Below are 17923 nucleotides of genomic sequence, written 5' to 3'. Positions count from 1 at the left end.
CCGGCAAGAAAGCGGGCAGATCTCAGCCGTTTTCCGCGGTATGACAGAGAGCAGCGCACTCTCCTGGCCGCGAACACTACGGTGATCACAGGCTTAACGGCATGGTCACACCACCTGTGGCCGATTTCTGGTTGTGAGTTACTCTGCAGGTTTCCTGACGCCGCGTCAGAAACTTTGCACCTGTTCAGGGTGCTTGGGCGCCGTGCACCACTTTACGTCGCACCGGTGCGAAACGGGCACAACCTCAGTGGGGCGGCGTTGCGCGATTAACCACACAAGCGCGCCCCACCTGCGTCAACTCCGTGAAATCCCGACAAAATCGGCGGTCTGTCCCGTCAGCCGCTCAAATACTTCGATGTATCGGGCGCGGGTGTGTTCCACCACAGTGTCCGGCAGTGGAGGAGGAGGCGTCTCTGAGGTACGATCCCACCCCGATTCCGCAGATGACAGCCAGTCCCGGATGATCTGCTTGTCGAATGACGGCTGCGGCCGGCCCGGGCGCCATTCCTCCTTCGGCCAGAACCGCGAAGAATCCGGAGTGAGCACTTCGTCCGCAAGGACCAGCGAACCGTCGGAGTCCCACCCGAACTCGAATTTGGTGTCGGCGAGCAGGATGCCGCGCTCCTCCGCAATCTCCCGGCCCCGCTCGTACAGCGCCAGCGTCACCTCCCGCAGGCGCTCCGCCAACGCTGGACCGTGCCGCTCCGCCACGGTCTCCAGCGAGACGTTCTCGTCATGCTCCCCCACCTCGGCCTTGGTCGCCGGGGTGAAGATCGGCGGATCGAGCCGGGACCCGTCCACCAGCCCTTCCGGCAGCCGAACCCCGCACACCGCGCCCGTGGCGGTGTACTCGGCCAGCCCGGACCCCGTCAGATAGCCGCGGGCTACGCACTCCACCGGCACCATGTCGAGCCGGCGGCAGACGAGAGTGCGGCCCGCCCAGTCGTCCGGAGCACCCGGAGGAGGTGTGTCCGATATCACATGGTTGTCGATGATGTCGGACAACTGGTCGAACCACCACAGCGACAACTGAGTAAGCAGCCGCCCCTTGTCCGGAATCTCTGTGGGAAGGACCCAGTCGAAAGCCGAGACGCGATCACTGGCCACCATGACCAGCTCTCCCGACTCGGTGGCATACAGGTCCCGCACCTTGCCGGTGTGCAGGTGGGTGAGGCCCGGCACCTCGACAGGCACCGGCTTGTCGACAAAACCGCTCATGGTGGCTTTCCGATCTGCGTGGGAACGTGCTGCCGGCGGCCCACCGCCGACAGCACGAACCGGACGGGAAACGACTCAGCTCAGGTTCTTCAACCGGTCAAACACCCGGTCCAGGCGGCTGACAAACCGCTCCGGGCGGCACACCTCGTCCAACCGGGCTTCGTCCAGCTCCACACCGTGCTCAGCGGCCTGCTCCCGCAGGGTCTGTCGGAACGCCACACCCGTCTCCCACGTGCGCATCGCCGCCGCCTGCACCAGCGCGTAGACGTCCTCCCGGGACATGCCCGTCTCGATCAGCTCGGAGACCACCGTGGAGGAGTAGATCAAGCCGTTGGTGGACTCCAGGTTCTGCCGCATCCGCTCGGCGTCCACCACCAGTCCCCGCATCAGCCGAGTCGTCAAATGGAGCAGGTAGTCCGTGGCGATAGCCGCGTCCGGCAGCGCGATCCGCTCGGTGGAAGAGTGCGAGATGTCCCGCTCATGCCACAGCGGGATCCCCTCCATGACCGGCACGATCTGGGCGCGCACGATCCGCGCCAGACCGCAGATGCGCTCCGAGAGGATCGGGTTCTTCTTGTGCGGCATAGCGCTGGAGCCCTTCTGCCCCTTGCCGAACGGCTCCCACAGCTCCCGCACCTCGGTGCGCTGGCCGTGCCGGATCTCCAGCGCGATCGCTTCGCACACCGTGGCGATGACCGCCAGCGTGCTGACCCACTCGGCGATCCCGTCGCGCAGCACCACCTGGGTGGACACGTCTGCAGGGCGCAGCCCCAGCTTCTCGGCGACGTAGTCCTCCACCGCCGGGTCGATGTTCGAATAGGTGCCCACCGGACCGGAGATCGCCATCACACCCACAGCCTCGCGGGCGCGGCGCAGCCGGTCCCGGGACCGCGCCATAGCGAACGCGAAGTCCGCCACCCGGTGGCCCCACACGTCAGGTTCGGCGTGGATGCCGTGCGTCCGGCCCACCCGCAGCGTCCCCCGGTGCTCCAGAGCGTGGTCGCGCAGCACCGCCACCAGTTCGTCCGCCTTGGCCAGCAGAACGTCGGTGGCCTCCACCAGCTGCTTTGCCAGCGCCGTGTCCAGCAGGTCGGACGAGGTCATGCCGAAGTGCACCCACTTGGCCGCCTCGCGAGGCGTCGTGTTGTCGGCCCACGCGGTGAGGAACGCGATGACGTCGTGCTGGGTCACCGCTTCGATCTCGGCCACCTGCTCCGGTGTCGGCGGAGGAGCCTGGCGGACCGGCTCCACCGCGTCGGCGGGAATCGTCCCGGCCGCCGCATGGGCTTCCATCACCAGGGTTTCCACCTGGCACCAGAGTTCGTACTTGTGGGCGTCGCTGAAGATGCGGCCCATTTCCGGAAGGGTGTAGCGCTCGATCACCCTCCCATTGTCTCAGGGCGCAGGAAAACCGTTCAGACAGCGACGCACTCGGCACGCTCGGGACCACGCCCCGCCCGGGACACCGCGTATTCCGTACAGTGATCCGAGCGCTCTGCCCGCCTTGTCAGACCAGTCCGCTGCCCCGGGCACCCGACCGTTCCCGCGCACCAACCCGAGGAAGGCCCAGACTGCCCGGGGCGACCCGCCCGACAGCATCCCGGAGTGCACCGTGGCACCCCGAGACCGGCAGGCAGCCGCCCCGCATCCGAGCCGAGCGCGCCTCCGGGCCTACTGGGCGGGCCGCTCCCAGGAGACCTGGCCGAGCACCGCTTTCTCCGCGATGTCCGTGCGGTAGAACGAGCCGCGCAGCTTAATCCGGCTCGCCGCTTCGTAGGCGCGCTGCCGCGCCTCCGCCAAGTCGGCGCCCGAGCCCACCACGCTCAGCACCCGGCCGCCGTTGGCCTTCACATCGTTGATGCCGGTCCACGCGGTGCCCGCGTGGAGCACGTAGGCGCCTTCCACGGCGTTGGCCTCCGCCAGGCCGCTGATCAGGTCGCCCTTCACCGGGTCCTCCGGGTAGCCTTCCGCGGCGATCACCACGGTGACAGCAGCCCCCGGACGCCACTCCAGCGAGGTCACCCCGCCCAGGTTCCCGGTGTCGGTGGCCTGCAGCAGCGCCCCCAGCGGCGTAGCCAGGCGGTCCAGCACCACTTGGGTCTCCGGGTCGCCGAAGCGAGCGTTGAACTCCACCACCCGGACTCCGCGCGAGGTGAGCGCCAGCCCCGCGTACAAGAGCCCCTGGTAGGGGGTGCCGCGCCGGGCGAGCTCCGCGATCGTGGGCCGCACCACGGTCTCCATGACCTCGTCCACCAGGTCGGACGGCGCCCACGGCAGCGGCGCGTACGCTCCCATACCGCCGGTGTTGGGGCCCTGGTCGCCGTCGTAGGCGCGTTTGAAGTCCTGCGCGGGAAGCAGCGGCACGGCGTTGCGGCCGTCGCTCAGCGCGAAAAGCGACACCTCGGGGCCGTCCAAGTACTCCTCAATGACGACCCGCCCGCACGCCTGGGCGTGCCGTTCCGCCACCGCCCGGTCCTCGGTGACCACCACGCCCTTGCCCGCGGCCAGTCCGTCGTCCTTCACCACGTAGGGCGGGCCGAACAAGTCCAAGGCCTGGGAGACCTGGGAGGCGGAGCGGCAGACCCGCGCCTCCGCCGTGGGGACGCCCGCCGCGGCCATGACCTCTTTAGCGAACGCTTTGGATCCTTCGATCCGCGCCGCCGCCTGGTCCGGGCCGAACACGGGGATACCGCGTCGCCGCAGTTCGTCGGCGACACCGGCAACCAGCGGGGCTTCCGGGCCGATGACCACCAGTTCCGCGCCGATCCGCGCGGCGAGCTCAGTGACCGCCAGGCCGTCAGTGATGTTGATGACGTGGTTCTCCGCCAGTTCAGCGGTTCCAGCGTTGCCGGGGGCACAGTGCAGGCTGGTCACGCCGGGGTCGAGGGATAGCGCGCGTACCAGCGCATGTTCGCGGCCTCCGCCGCCGATCACGAGGGCTTTCACAGCAATGGACCCTAATAGGTTTCGATGGGAGGACAGGGACAACGGCACAGTTGTGCACAGGGTTTTACGGCCCTGCACCGCTCCGTGGAACGGGCGCCGCACCCGTCCCACGGCAGACGGCTACACGAGAGGACGCAGCTCCAGGGTCTGCTCCCGGCCCGGGCCGACACCGATCGCTGAAATCGGCGCCCCGGACATCTCCTCGATCGCCCGCACATACGCCTGCGCGTTCTTCGGCAGGTCGTCGAAGGAGCGCGCCTGGCTGATGTCCTCGTTCCAGCCGTCCAAGTACTCGTAGATCGGTGTGGCGTGGTGGAACTCCGTCTGGGTCATGGGGATCTCGTCGTGCCGCACCCCGTCGATGTCGTAGGCGACACAGACCGGGATGCGCTCCAGCCCGGACAGCACGTCCAGCTTGGTGAGGAAGAAGTCGGTGATGCCGTTGATCCGGGTGGCGTAGCGGGCGATCGGCGCGTCGAACCAGCCGCAGCGGCGGTTGCGGCCCGTGGTAGTGCCGTACTCGTGGCCCCGGGAGCGCAGCCACTCCCCCCACTCGTCTTCCAGCTCGGTGGGGAACGGTCCCGAACCGACCCGGGTGGTGTAGGCCTTGAGGATGCCGATGACCTTGGTGATACGGGTGGGGCCGATCCCGGAACCCGAGCAGGCGCCACCCGCGGTAGGAGACGAGGAGGTGACGAAAGGGTAAGTGCCGTGGTCGATGTCCAGCAGGGTGCCCTGCGACCCCTCCAAGAACACGGTCTTGCCTTCGTCGAGCGCCCGGTTCAACACCAGGGAAGTGTCCACCACGTAAGGCCGGATCTTCTCGGCGTAGCCCAAGTATTCGTCGAGGATCCGATCCACTTCCAGGGCGCGCCGGTTGTACACCTTGGTGAGGATCTGGTTCTTGTCGTTGAGCGCCAGCTCCAGCTTCTTACGCAGGATCTTGGGGTCGAACATGTCCTGGACCCGCACCCCGGCACGGGCGGTCTTGTCAGCGTAGGTCGGGCCGATGCCGCGACCGGTGGTCCCGATCCGGCCCTTGCCCAAGAAGCGTTCGCTGACCTTGTCCAGAGCCCGGTGGTAGGGCATGATCAGGTGCGCGTTGGCGGAGATCAGCAGGCGTGACACGTCGACGCCGCGCGCGGTGAGCGCGTCGAGCTCTTCGAACAGCACCGCCGGGTCGATGACCACGCCATTGGCGATCACCGGAATGACACCGGGGGTGAGGATGCCCGACGGCAGAAGGTGCAGGGCGTACTCCTGGTCGCCGATGACGACCGTGTGCCCCGCGTTGTTGCCGCCCTGGTAACGGACCACGTAATCGACGCGGTCACCGACAAGGTCGGTTGCCTTCCCCTTCCCCTCATCACCCCACTGAGCCCCAACGAGCGCGATCGCCGGCATCGCCGTCTACCTCTTCATTCCTCGAAATCTGGACCACAATCTGTCCCGAACGTGCCGAAGCCCCTGGCGCAAGAAGCGGCAGGGGCTCTTGCACAACGAGGTTACATGACCGACTCCTGCCGGTTGAGGGCCGAAGCGGCCGTCGTGCCCAGTGGGAGGGGTGCCCACCCAGCGGTCAGCCCTCGAGTTCCCGGGCCGCGGTCTCGCTGCTCTCCCGCAGGAATGCGGCGCACCGCTGCGCTTCGTCGGCCTCCTCGATCGCTTCGGCCGCTTTGCCAAGGTAGTACAGCGAACGCAGGAAACCGCGGTTGGGCTCGTGCTCCCACGGAATCGGGCCGTGCCCCTTCCACCCGTTGCGGCGCAACTGGTCCAGGCCCCGGTGGTAGCCGGTGCGCGCGTAGGCGTAGGCGGCGATGTCGTCCCCCGCGTTGTAGGCGCGTTCGGCGAGTGCGGCCCAGGCAGCCGAATACGCGGGGAAACGCGCCGCGACCTCGGCCGGGTCGGTGCCCGAAGCCAGGGCTTCGCGCGCTTCAGGCAGGTCGGGCAGCTTGGTGGGCGGCGGGTCGCCCAACAGGTTCTGATGCAGCTCCATACCTCCCATCCTGCCAGGGTGGTGCGGGGATGACCGGTATGAACACTTGGGCCCCCGGGAAAACCGGGGGCCCAAGGAGCGTAGAACGCCGCTTGGCTGTCGCTTACTTGAGCTTCTTGCCAGCGGACTTGAGCTGCTGGGCAGCCTCGACGACCCGGGCGGCCATGCCGGCTTCGGCGGCCTTTCCGTAGGAGCGCGGGTCGTAGGCCTTCTTGTTGCCGACGTCGCCGTCGACCTTCAGCACACCGTCGTAGTTCTTCATGATGTGGTCGACGATGGGCCGGGTGAAGGCGTACTGGGTGTCGGTGTCGATGTTCATCTTCACGACACCGTAGGAGATCGCCTCGTGGATCTCCTCGAGGCTGGAGCCCGAGCCGCCGTGGAAGACCAGGTCGAACGGCTTCTCCTTGCCGTACTTGGCGCCCACCACGTCCTGGATCTCCTTGAGCACGGAGGGGCGCAGCTTCACGTGGCCCGGCTTGTACACGCCGTGCACGTTACCGAAGGTCAGGGCGGCGATGTAGTAGCCCTTCTCGCCGAGGCCGAGCACTTCAGCGGTGCGCAGGCCGTCTTCCGGGGTGGTGTACAGCTTCTCGTTGATCTCGCCGACGATGCCGTCCTCTTCACCGCCGACCACGCCGACCTCGATCTCGAGGATGGTGCGGGCCTCCTTGGACTCCTTCAGCAGCTCCTCGGCGATCTGCAGGTTCTCCTCGAGCTCCACGGCGGAGCCGTCCCACATGTGGGACTGGAATAGCGGCTCCTGCCCCTTGGCGACACGCTCCTTGGAGATCGCCAGCAGCGGACGCACGAAGGTGTCGAGCTTCTCCTTGGGGCAGTGGTCGGTGTGCAGCGCGATGTTCACCGGGTACTTCTCGGCGACGACCCGGGCGTACTCGGCGAAAGCCACCGCACCGGTGACCATGTCCTTGATGGTGGTACCGGACAGGAACTCGGCGCCGCCGGTGGAGATCTGCACGATGCCGTCGCTTTCAGCCTCGGCGAAACCGCGCAGGGCCGCGTGCAGGGTCTGGCTGGACGTGACGTTGATAGCCGGGTAGGCGAAGCCCTCAGACTTCGCGCGGCCCAGCATCTCTGCGTAGACCTCAGGCGTTGCGATAGGCATAGTGTTGACTCCCCTGATTGGCCTGGAGTGGTGCCGGAACACTCTCGGTCAAGAAGTTCCGCCACCTTGATTTTTCCATGACGGTTTTCCGACGGTCACCGACATGGTGCTCCGGCGGGTGTGTCCGCCGCGAGGGTCTAAAGGTCTAGACCACAATGCCGGTAACGTCCTTCTTGCGCAACAGCGAGCCGAACCGATGCGGAGAGTGTTGGTACGCTCAGCGGTAGCACTACCCCCACACCCAACATCCCACCAGGCAGGAAGGAAGAAGCACCTCCCTGTCGATTGTTATGGGTGATTCGCGCTACATTCAGCACCGTGGGACGACACCGCAGTGATCCGAGAGGTATAGGCCAGGCATTGGCGATCGCCGGAGCGATCGCGCTACTGGTCATCCTCGTCGTGTTGGGCGGATATTTCTTCTACCGCTCTCTTCCGGGCAACAGCGAAGTCTTGGTGCCCAACGAATCCGGCGGCTCCCTCTCCGCCCCGCAGCAGCTCGATGCTTCCGCGACAGAGAAGCAGAAGGCGCTGTACATCCGGGTCGTTGGGGAGTCCAGCGACGTTCTCGTCCGGGTCCCTGGCGGGGAAGTACTCATCGACACGACCATGACCCAGGGCGAGTACGTCTCCTATGACAAACCCCGAATGGACGTGACCTTGGGAGACCCCTCCGCAGTCGAGGTGTACGTCAACGGAGAACCGAAGGACGTCAGCAACGAGGAACCTGGATACACCTTCACTGTTGAATCCGAGTCTGAATCTGAGTAGGCCCCGCCGGCCCGGCAGGGCACGGCGGGCCTTCAGATTTCCAGATCGTCGAGTGTGTAGGCGGCCCGATAGGTCAGCCCTTCACTGACGATCCGGTCCCGGGCGCCCCGGTCCACAATCACGGCCACGCCCACGACGTCAGCACCGGCTTCGCGCAGCGCGGAGACTGCGGTCAGCACCGACCCCCCGGTGGTTGACGTGTCTTCCACCGCGAGGACGCGACGGCCGCGGACGTCGGGGCCTTCGATCCGGCGCTGCAAGCCGTGCGTCTTGCTCTCCTTGCGCACCACGAACGCGTCCAGGCGCCGCCCTTGCGCCGCTGCCGCGTGCATCATGGCTGTGGCCACCGGGTCCGCACCCAGGGTCAATCCGCCCACCGCCTCGTAGTCCAGGTCGGCGGTCAAGTCCAGCATCACGCGTCCCACCAGCGGTGCGCTCTGCCCGTCCAGGGTGATTTTCCGCAGGTCCACGTAGTAGTCCGCCTCGGCTCCGGAGGAGAGGATCACCCTGCCGCGGACAACGGCCTTATCGTTGATCTGTCGGAGAAGATCGTCGCGGTCGCTCATGGGTGAAGAGCCTAGAGCGTCCCGGACACCGCCAGGCAGCCAAGGGAGCGCGTATGACGCACGTCGACAGTGCTGTTGGTCATGTGCGGGTGGAGATCACCGCAGGAAGCAGTGAGGAAGCCCGGAGGCTGGCCGACGCCGCGGTCGAGGCCCGTCTGGCGGCGTGCGCTCAGATCAGCGGCCCCATCACCAGCGTCTACCACTGGCAGGGCAGCATCCAGGCCGATGAAGAGTGGCGGGTCGTGTTCAAAACCGCGGACGACCGGCTGGCGGAGCTGACCGAACTCCTCATCGACCGGCACTCTTACGAAGTCCCCGAGATCATCGCGGTCCCCATCGAGGGCGGCAACCCCGAGTACCTCGATTGGGTCACCGAGTCCACACGGCCCGCGCAGTGACCGCGCTAGCACAGTTCTGCGTGGTGCTCCTGCACAGCCCGCTGGGCACGGTCGCAGACTGGGGGAGCCTGCCCGACGACCTGGCCGACCGCGGAGTCGAGACCGTGGCCGTCACGGTCACCGACGACGACCGGCCCCCGTACGCCGCCCGCTACGTCGCCCGCGCTGCACTGGAGGTCGCAGCCGCCGCCCCGCAGCGGCCCCTGCTGCTCGTCGCAGCCGGTGCGGCCGGACCTCTGGTGCCCGCAGTCGCTGCCGCCCAGCGCGCCGCGCACCGCCAGGTCGCCGGATACCTCTTGGTCGACGCGCTGCTCCCGCAGTCCGGCACCCCGACCCGGGCCGAGCTCGCCGCCGCGCAGCAGCACGAGGATCCGCCGGTGCGGCCGCCCGACTTCTTCACCGAACCGCTGCCCATGACCGCGGACTGGCCGGACGCGCCGTGCGGCTACCTGCGGACCGGGGACGCCTACGCCCACCCCGCCCGCCTGGCAGAGCTGCGGTCGTGGCCGGTCTGCCACATCACCGATATGCCGCTCGTCGATGCGTTGACAGTGCTGGTCACCCAGGTGTGGCCGGAGAGCAGCCAAGCCTAGGATCCAGAGTCGCCACACAACGCACCCAGACTTGGCTAGGCTTTGCCCTGGTCCCTATCCGGCATAAACCGATGTTTGGACCAGTTCGGTCGCGCTTACGCGTCCGAAGCCACAAAAACCAAGGAAGGGACGGTGTCACGTGGATCGCTGCGCGCTGTTCGTCGACGCCGGCTACCTCCTGGCCGAGGGCGCGATGGCGGTGCACGGAACACGCGACCGCGACTCGGTGTCATGGGACTATGCGGCACTCGTGCAGCTCCTCAACGAGGTCGCCCGCGACCGCACGGGACTCCCACCGCTTCGCTGCTACTGGTATGAGGCGGTGACTGACAGCCGCCGCTCCCAAGAGCAGGAAGGTATCGCGGAAATCCCCGGTGTGAAGTTCCGTGCCGCCCGCATCCGCCCAGGCCGGAGGGAAGGCGTCGAGAACTACGTCCAAAAAGACCTGATCCCCCTAGCCCGCAACCGCGCTATCTGCGACGCCGTGCTCGTCTGCGGCGACGAGGACATGGCTCCGGTGATCGCGGAGGCCCAGGAATACGGGGTCCGGGTCACCGTGGTCCATATTTCGATCGAAGGGAATTGGACGGTCTCGCGTGCCCTCCGCCACGAGTGCGACGACCTGATCGAGATCGGTGCGGGCCACCTGCGGCCGCACGTCAACCTGCTGGAGGCCGGCGCCGGGTCGGCTGACGACACTATTCCTTCCGGGCAGTCCGGTCCGCTCGCGAACGGTCAAGCGCGCCCCTCCACCGGGTCCACGGTCCGCCAGCCCGCGGCCGCCCACCCGGGCTCGTCACGGGTGGAACCCGAGGGGGCCCTAGACACGGTGTTCGCGGCGACAGGAGCACAGCAGGCGGTCCCGGGAAGCGCGATGGAACAGTTGCGCGCGATGCGGCAGAGCCTCGCTCAGCAGCGCGGCGACCACCTGGTAGCCCAGGACACCGCCGCCATGGAACCCCGCACCGACGGGCAGCCCTCCCTGCGACAGGCCCAGACCGGGGGCTATCCGGCCCAGCACGCCACGGGGGCCCACCCCGGGATGGCGGGCCTGGTCGGCAACGCTCCTACCGGTGCGCACCCGGCCATGCACCACCAGGGCTATCCCACCCCGGGCCAGGGCCAACCCCCGCAACAGCCTCCAGCCCAGCCTCGAGAACAGACGGCCATGGGCAGCGCCTATGAACGGGAAGCCTCACCACCACCACGGGAAGCTCCCCCTGAGCCACGGTTCGGAAGCAACACCGGCGAGAATCCGGGATATGGGGGTAATACCAGCGCAAACCCTACTTTTGGGGCCAGTACGGGAGCTGACTCTCGACACCAGAGCGCTCAACGAGCCCGCCACGGGTTCGGATCCGCTACTGGCCCCCGCCTCCAGCACAACGAGGTACCGCACCACGCCGGTCCCGCACCACGCCTCGGCCACCAGCAGCCCGGCGGTCGTACCATTGAAGAAGCCGTCAGCATTGCCCACAAGGAGGGCAACGACTTCGCCGAATCGATCGCCCGAGATGCTCCCGCACTGTGGCTTGAAGCGGTGCTGGCACGTAAACCCCGCATGCCCTCCGACCTGGAAGCCCGTCTGCTCCAGGGTTCCACGCTGCCAGTCGACTACCTGCTCCGAGACGAAGTCAGGCACGCGTTACGCCAAGGCTTCTGGGATGCTTTGGAACGTTCCCGCACATAACCACCGGGGCCGCGAGCAGCAGGAAGGACCGCGATGACCCGTGTGACGACAGCCGACCTCGACCGGTTGGAATTCCAAGCAGTGCAGTCAGGGGACCACAGTGCGGTCGCCGAGCAGCTGCTTGACCTGGCCAACCGAGTGGAAGCCGACAGTGAGGTCTGTCGGGCGGAGCTGTTCGTGCGTGCGGGCGAACAGTGGGAGATGGCCCAGGACGCGGAACGGGCAGCACGCGCCTACCAGCGGGCGATCGACGACGGCGGTGAGACCATCATCGACGCCCGCGCGCTGCTCGCTGGAGCGCTGTTAGAACTCAACCGGGTCGACGAGGCCTACGCCTACCTGGAACGTCTCAAAGCGGTGGGGGTCCGCAACCTCCCCACCTATATCCACGTCACGGAAACCCTGATGGCCCACTCCGACCTGGAGAACGCGCTCGCCTGGGCGACCCGGGGCGTGGAGTGCTTCCAGCACCAAGACGTCTCCCCCTACATGCACGACCTGCTGCTCGAACTGCTGCGTATCCGCTACCGCATCCGCGTCGACCTGGGACTGGACGAAGACCACTTGGACAAGCTGCTCGACGCATAACCCCCAGCGTCGGGAACCTCCCGCAGACCCCGAGAAGACCAGCGACTTCCCCGGTCAGCCGTTGCACGGCTGGCCGGTGCGTGTCGGCGCCGAGCGGGCGGACGGGACGCGTACGCCTGCCGCGACGGAAGTGGCCTTGTGTGCTGTCCAGAACGCGGCGACCGTAGCCCGCTCTGTGGTTTTCCTGCCCGTGGGCGCCGCGATTTTCTACCGTGCCCAGCGGTGACACGCGCCGCGGCTGACCGCTCGCAGACAGCTACAGCACAGCGGAGAAGCCCAGCAGGCGCGGCATACCCGGAAGAACCAGTCCCGATCCCACTGCCCATCGGCCACAGTGCAGCCGCCCCACTCCTCCTTCCGCCGCCCCGAAAAGAACGAATCCCGCCTAGCGGTGACCGCACGGAGTCTGAGGGAACTGGGTGAACAGCATCCCTAAGGCACCGAAGGAGGGCGGATGACCTGGGGAAAGAAAGACAGCAGCCCCGGCAGCGGAAAGGGACAACAGCCCTGCGGGGCCTGCCACGGCAAGGGAGGTACGTGGGTGACCCAGGACGGTGCGTCGCCAGGCAAGAACCTCGTGCGCTGGGTGGCGTGTCAGGCATGCAACGGAACAGGAGAACAGCGGTGACCGAAACTCTCGTCTCCACCGTGGTCGAACAGGTTCCCCGCCACCGGTTCATCCCCGACCGGATCTGGGACGGTACCGAACCGGTGGACCGCACCCAGACCCCGGACCGGTGGTGGCAGCTGGTCGACGCGGACACCGCGGTCGTCACCCAGATCGACGAGGGACGCGTCGGGGGGATGGGCGTGCCCACCTCCTCATCGAGCGCCCCCAGTGTGGTGGCCGCCATGCTGGACGCGCTCGACGTGCAGCCCGGCCAGCAGGTGTTGGAGATCGGCACCGGAACCGGGTGGAACGCCGCACTTTTGTGTGAACTGGTGGGGGACGCAGACCGGGTCACCACCATCGAAGTTGACCCGGTGGTCGCCGCGCAGGCCCGCAAAGCCCTGGGCGCCGCGGGGTACGAGGTCCGGGTGGTTGTTGGCGACGGTGCTGAAGGATTCCCCGCGCTCGCCCCCTACGACCGGATCATCGCCACCTGCGCGGTATGGGAAGTGCCGCACGCGTGGCTCACCCAGGTGCGGGACGGCGGGATTATCGTCACCCCGTGGTCGCCGCAGCGGTTCGGGCCGCACGGGGCCCTGGCCCGCCTCCAGGTGCGGGACGGTGCCGCAGAAGGACGGTTCCTCCAAGAGGCGGCGTTCATGTGGCTGCGCTCCCAACGCTGGTCAGGGGGCCCGCCGCACGATCTAGAAGCGGACCCCGAGGAGACCCGGATGGTCGACGGTGGGCAGGAGCTGCTCGCCGACACCACGGTCATGCTGCCGTTGACGCTGATGGTCCCGCACTGGAACTACGGCTTGCGGAGCAGCGCGGACGGCCTGGTGATGTTGCTGTCAGCCACGGATTCGCCCTCCTGGGCGCGCGTCTACCCAGACCGCGTCGAGCAGGGCGGCCCTCGCAGGCTGTGGGAGGAACTCGAGCAGGCCCACGCCTGGTGGGTCCAGCGTGGCCGCCCGGAAGTGTCAGAGTTCGGGCTGACGGTGGGACCGCAGGGCCATGTGGTGTGGCTCGAATCCCCCGACGGCCCCTCATGGCAGCACGTAGTCTGACCTCCGCGAAGACAGCGGGACTGCCGCGGCCTGCCCCGGCAGCGCAGGGATTCTCCCCTCGCGAGGGGAGAATCCCTGCCAAGCGCTACGTCAGTCCCAGGAAAGACCGCTCCCCGTCTGGTATTCGATGACCCGCGTCTCGAAGAAGTTCTTCTCCTTCTTCAGGTCCATCATTTCCGACATCCAGGGGAAGGGGTTTTCCGTCTCTCCGAAAATCGGTGCCAGCCCGAGCTGCTCGGCGCGGCGGTCGGTGATGAACCGCATGTACTGTTCGCAGAGCTTGGCGTTGAGGCCGAGGATGCCGCGCGGCATGGTCTCGCGCCCGTAAGCGGCTTCAAGCTCGCACGCCTCGATGAGCATGGTCCGCACCTCGTCTTGGAACTCCTCGGTCCACAGGTGCGGGTTTTCGATCTTGATCTGGTTGATGACGTCGATGCCGAAGTTCAGGTGGATGCTTTCGTCGCGCAGGATGTACTGGTACTGCTCGGCGATCCCCACCATCTTGTTGCGCCGCCCCAGCGACAGGATCTGCGCGAACCCGGTGTAGAACCACATCCCTTCGAGCACGACGTAGAACGCGACAAGGTCCCGCAGGAACGCCTGGTCGGCTTCTGGGGTGCCGGTCGTGAAGTTCGGGTTCTCCAGGTTGCGGGTGTAGCGCAGCGCCCACGCGTCCTTCGCGGTGATCGACGGCACCTCCCGGTACATGTTGAACAGCTCGCCCTCGTCCAAGCCGAGGCTTTCGCAGATGTACTGGAAGGTGTGCGTGTGCACGGCCTCCTCGAACGCCTGCCGCAGCAGGTACTGCCGGCATTCCGGGTTGGTCAGGTGCCGGTAGACCGCGAGCACGATGTTGTTCGCTACCAGAGACTCCGCGGTGGCGAAGAAACCGAGGTTGCGTTTGACCATCAGCCGCTCGTCCTCGGTGAGCCCGTCCTTGGACTTCCACAGGGCGATGTCGGCCTGCATGCTGACCTCGGTCGGCATCCAGTGGTTGTTGCAGGCAGCCAAGTACTTTTCCCACGCCCAGCGGTATTTGAGTGGCAGCAGCTGGTTGACGTCGGCGCGAGAGTTGATCATCCGCTTGTCTTCGACGTCGACGCGGGCAGCTCCGCTCTGGATTTCGCCAAGACCGGTGGTGTTGACGGTGGTCATGAATTCCTTTCCCTGTGTGGTGGGCGAGGTCGCGCCCGCTCTCGCGGACGCGACCGGAAAAGAGGGCGGCTACTGGCAGGCTTCGCACTCGGGGTCGTCCACCGCGCAGAACGCGGCAGCCTCGGCGGTGAGGTCCGGAGCCGGTCCGGCGGCGGACCGCGGCGGTGCAGCCGCCGGGCGTGGGGCAGGGGTCGGCGAAGGGCTGGGAGCGGAGACCGCCACCGGGGTGACCGCGTTGAGCCTGCCGTCCGTGCCCCGCAGCGTGCTCTTCTCCACGTGCGTCGCCCCCTGCGACCGCAGGTAGTAGGTGGTCTTCAAGCCTTTGCGCCAGGCCCGCCGGTACAGCTCGTCGAGCTTGCGGCCGCTCGGCTCAGCCATGTAGAGGTTCAACGACTGCGCCTGGTCGATCCACTTCTGCCGCCGGGATGCGGCGTCGACCAGCCAGATCGGGTCGATTTCGAAAGCGGTGGCGTACAGGTTCTTCAAGTCCTCGGGCACCCGGTCGATCGGGCCGAGGCTGCCGTCGTGGAGCTTCAACGCCGTCACCATCTCCTCGTCCCACAGGCCGCGCTCTTTCAGGTCGCGCACCAGGGAAGGGTTGACGACGGTGAAGTCGCCGGACATGTTCGCTTTGACGTAGAGGTTGCGGTAGAGCGGCTCGATCGACGGGTTGACTCCGACGATGTTGGCGATGGTGGCGGTGGGCGCGATCGCCATCACGTTGGAGTTGCGCATCCCCGTGGTGCGCACCTTCTCCCGCAGCGTGTCCCAGTCCAGCCGCTGGGTGCGGTCCACATCCAGGTCGCCGCGGCGCGCCTCAGCGAGCAGCTCCAGCGAGTCGATCGGCAGGATGCCTCTGCTCCACAACGACCCTTCAAACGAGGAGTAGCTGCCGCGTTCCGCCGCCAGGTCCGCGGACGCTTCGATGGCGTAGTAGCTGAGCAGCTCCATGCTCTCATCCGCGAACTCCACGGCCTCGGGGGAGGCGACGGGCAGCCGCAGCGTGAACAGCGCGTCCTGGTAGCCCATCAGCCCCAGGCCGATCGGGCGGTGCCGCATGTTGGCGCGTTCCGCCTCGGGGATGGTGTACAGGTTCACGTCGATGACGTTGTCGAGCATGCGCACCGCGGTGCGCACGGTGCGGCGCAGCCGTTCCGCGTCCAACCCGTCGGGGCCGACGTGGTTGGCCAGGTTCACCGAGCCCAAGTTGCAGACAGCGACCTCGTCGAGGCTGGTGTTGAGGGTGATCTCGGTGCACAGGTTGGACGAGTGGACGACCCCGGCGTGCTGCTGCGGGGACCGCAGGTTGCACGGGTCTTTGAAGGTGATCCACGGGTGCCCGGTCTCGAACAGCATGGTGAGCATGCGCCGCCACAAGTCCACGGCGCGCACCCGGCGAAACACGCGGATCTCCCCTCGGTCCGCGGCACGCTCATAGGCGACGTAGGCGCGGGCGAAGTCCTCGCCGTAGCGGTCGTGCAGGTCCGGCACTTCGTCGGGGGAGAACAGGGTCCACTGGGCGTCGCTCTCCACCCGTTCGAGGAACAGGTCGGGCACCCAGTTGGCGGTGTTCATGTCGTGGGTGCGGCGGCGCTCGTCACCGGTGTTCTTCCGCAGGTCGAGGAATTCCTCGATGTCGATGTGCCAGGTCTCCAGGTAGGCGCAGACCGCTCCTTTGCGTTTGCCGCCCTGGTTCACCGCCACCGCTGTGTCGTTGGCGATCTTGAGGAACGGGACGACGCCCTGGCTTTTGCCGTTGGTGCCTTTGATGTGGGCGCCTAGGCCGCGCACCGGGGTCCAGTCGTTGCCGAGACCGCCCGAGTACTTGGACAGCAGGGCGTTGTTGCTGATGGCGCGGAAGATCTCCGCGAGGTCGTCGCCGACAGTGGTGAGGAAGCAGGAGGAGAGCTGCGGACGCCGGGTGCCTGCGTTGAACAGGGTGGGCGTGGAGCACATGAAGTCGAACGACGACAGCAGTTCATAGAACTCGATGGCCCGCGCGTTCCGGTCGTCTTCGTGGAGCGCCACGCCCATAGCGACCCGCATGAGGAACGCCTGCGGCAGTTCGTAGCGGGTGCCTTCGTGGTGCAGGAAGTAGCGGTCGTAGAGGGTCTGCAGGCCCAGGTAGGTGAAGTTCAGGTCGCGTTCGGGGCGGAGCGCGGCACCGAGCCGGTCCAGGTCGAAGTCGGCGAGCTCGGGCGTGAGGTGCTCCAGTTCGATACCGCGCGTGATGAAGGCGCGCAGGTATTCGGGGTAGCGCCGAGCCATGTCGGCGTGGGTGGCCTCATCCGGGTGTCCGCTGAGGAACGTCAGGGCTTCCCGGCGCAGCTTGTCCAACAGGAGCCGGGCGCTGACATAGGAGTAGTCGGGGTCGGTTTCAACGAACGTGCGCGCCGCCATGATCAGGGCGAGTTCAAGCTCAGCGGGGGTGATGCCCGGGTAGAACCCGCGCGTGGCTTCCGCGATCACCGTCTCTGCTGACGCGCCGGGCAGCCCTTGGCACGCCTCGGCTACCACCTTTCTGATCCGCTCCATGGGGATGCTGGCCGGGATTGCGGCGGAATCGACGTCCGTGTCGATGGTCAAGGCGGCTCCAACCTGCTAGGTGACAACCGGTCGGGGTGGGAAAACCGCGCACGCCAACAGAACGCAGGGCATGCGACTGTCGGGATGCTGCTGCGCGACGGTTTCCGCGCCCCTGGATGGGCGTGGGCGCATACCGACGGCGGACCGGGACGTAGTGCTCCCCGGGGCGTGGGGTGTGGTGCTGACGTGGTCCTGGCGGGGGCTTTCTGCCCACAACTTTGGCAGCCCAAAACACGCTGTTCCCCCGCTGCCGCGGCCATGGATTTCCGCGGCGAACCGTCGGCGGGGCATGACTTTACACCACATCATCTAGTGGTGGTTGTCCATTCTAGCCACAACATGATGGTGTGTTGTGGGGTTGGCGGCCGTAGAATGCCCTCGGCAGGCCGGGGTGTTTCCCGGTGATCGTGCTGACCAGAGCCGGTGTGTGCGCTCGCCTGGCAGGGCTGGGCGGTCCCGCTTGGCAGTGCGGCGTCGTGTTCTTCACACCGCGCCGCCCAGGCCCGGCCGTCGAGCCCGCTGGGCCCGGGCGGCAGGAGGACAGGAGGGGCAGGAGGATCCGGATGGCGGGACAGAACCGTGCGGCGTGTCAGGAGGCGGTCCGAGCCCTGGC

At 67.1% G+C, this 17923-nt stretch carries 15 protein-coding genes; 6 read left to right on the top strand and 9 right to left on the bottom strand.

Annotation, left to right across the window (positions count from 1 at the left end; genetic code table 11):
• Positions 1–294 precede the first annotated feature (294 nt).
• The 6 genes from CW348_RS09680 to fbaA all read right to left on the bottom strand — a co-directional run bounded on the left by CW348_RS09680 (position 295) and on the right by fbaA (position 7286).
• Entirely contained in the window at positions 295–1218 is a 924-nt protein-coding gene (locus CW348_RS09680) for a phosphoribosylaminoimidazolesuccinocarboxamide synthase (protein WP_011293432.1), read from the bottom strand.
• 75 nt (positions 1219–1293) lie between these two features.
• Positions 1294–2601 carry an adenylosuccinate lyase gene (gene purB / locus CW348_RS09675; protein WP_011293431.1) on the bottom strand — a complete coding sequence of 436 codons (1308 nt, stop codon included), beginning with the start codon at positions 2599–2601 and terminating at the stop codon, positions 1294–1296.
• A 288-nt stretch (positions 2602–2889) separates the two neighbouring features.
• A complete protein-coding gene (gene purD, locus CW348_RS09670; RefSeq protein WP_016189415.1) occupies positions 2890–4164 on the bottom strand; it encodes a phosphoribosylamine--glycine ligase in 1275 nt (424 codons plus the stop codon).
• 120 nt (positions 4165–4284) lie between these two features.
• Positions 4285–5568 carry an adenylosuccinate synthase gene (locus CW348_RS09665; protein ID WP_011293429.1) on the bottom strand — a complete coding sequence of 428 codons (1284 nt, stop codon included), beginning with the start codon at positions 5566–5568 and terminating at the stop codon, positions 4285–4287.
• Between the two features lie 175 nt (positions 5569–5743).
• Positions 5744–6160: a DUF3151 domain-containing protein gene (locus CW348_RS09660; RefSeq protein WP_011293428.1), complete on the bottom strand. Its 417-nt coding sequence runs from the start codon at positions 6158–6160 to the stop codon at positions 5744–5746.
• A 103-nt stretch (positions 6161–6263) separates the two neighbouring features.
• A complete protein-coding gene (fbaA, locus tag CW348_RS09655) occupies positions 6264–7286 on the bottom strand; it encodes a class II fructose-bisphosphate aldolase (RefSeq protein ID WP_011293427.1) in 1023 nt (340 codons plus the stop codon).
• Positions 7287–7646: 360 nt separating this feature from the next.
• Here fbaA and CW348_RS09650 point away from each other — a divergent pair, with 360 nt between their 5' ends.
• Positions 7647–8057: a DUF4115 domain-containing protein gene (locus CW348_RS09650; protein ID WP_011293426.1), complete on the top strand. Its 411-nt coding sequence runs from the start codon at positions 7647–7649 to the stop codon at positions 8055–8057.
• 32 nt (positions 8058–8089) lie between these two features.
• On the opposite strand, the gene pyrE is transcribed toward CW348_RS09650, so the two are convergent.
• Positions 8090–8623, bottom strand: coding sequence for an orotate phosphoribosyltransferase (gene pyrE / locus CW348_RS09645; RefSeq protein ID WP_011293425.1), 534 nt, complete (start codon positions 8621–8623; stop codon positions 8090–8092).
• A gap of 53 nt (positions 8624–8676) precedes the next feature.
• Between pyrE and cutA the strand changes: the two genes are divergently transcribed.
• The 5 genes from cutA to CW348_RS09620 all read left to right on the top strand — a co-directional run bounded on the left by cutA (position 8677) and on the right by CW348_RS09620 (position 13569).
• Positions 8677–9021: a divalent-cation tolerance protein CutA gene (gene cutA / locus CW348_RS09640; RefSeq protein ID WP_016189414.1), complete on the top strand. Its 345-nt coding sequence runs from the start codon at positions 8677–8679 to the stop codon at positions 9019–9021.
• Entirely contained in the window at positions 9018–9614 is a 597-nt protein-coding gene (locus tag CW348_RS09635; protein ID WP_049754994.1) for a hypothetical protein, read from the top strand. The genes cutA and CW348_RS09635 overlap by 4 nt, the downstream gene beginning before the upstream one ends.
• Before the next feature lie 139 nt (positions 9615–9753).
• Positions 9754–11304, top strand: coding sequence for an NYN domain-containing protein (locus CW348_RS09630; protein WP_104612686.1), 1551 nt, complete (start codon positions 9754–9756; stop codon positions 11302–11304).
• 33 nt (positions 11305–11337) lie between these two features.
• Positions 11338–11892: a hypothetical protein gene (locus CW348_RS09625; RefSeq protein ID WP_011293421.1), complete on the top strand. Its 555-nt coding sequence runs from the start codon at positions 11338–11340 to the stop codon at positions 11890–11892.
• Positions 11893–12516: 624 nt separating this feature from the next.
• Complete coding sequence (locus CW348_RS09620) at positions 12517–13569, top strand: methyltransferase domain-containing protein (RefSeq protein ID WP_258076858.1); 1053 nt, start codon at positions 12517–12519, stop codon at positions 13567–13569.
• Between the two features lie 90 nt (positions 13570–13659).
• On the opposite strand, the gene CW348_RS09615 is transcribed toward CW348_RS09620, so the two are convergent.
• Positions 13660–14724, bottom strand: coding sequence for a ribonucleotide-diphosphate reductase subunit beta (locus CW348_RS09615; protein WP_011293419.1), 1065 nt, complete (start codon positions 14722–14724; stop codon positions 13660–13662).
• Between the two features lie 69 nt (positions 14725–14793).
• Entirely contained in the window at positions 14794–17259 is a 2466-nt protein-coding gene (locus CW348_RS09610) for a ribonucleoside-diphosphate reductase subunit alpha (protein ID WP_011293418.1), read from the bottom strand.
• Between the last annotated feature and the right edge of the window lie 664 nt (positions 17260–17923).

It is taken from the genome of Thermobifida sp. (assembly GCF_017577275.1).
Taxonomy (GTDB): domain Bacteria; phylum Actinomycetota; class Actinomycetes; order Streptosporangiales; family Streptosporangiaceae; genus Thermobifida; species Thermobifida fusca.
The sequence above is the reverse complement of the archived record's forward strand: the minus strand, read 5'-3'. Positions and strand labels throughout refer to the sequence as shown.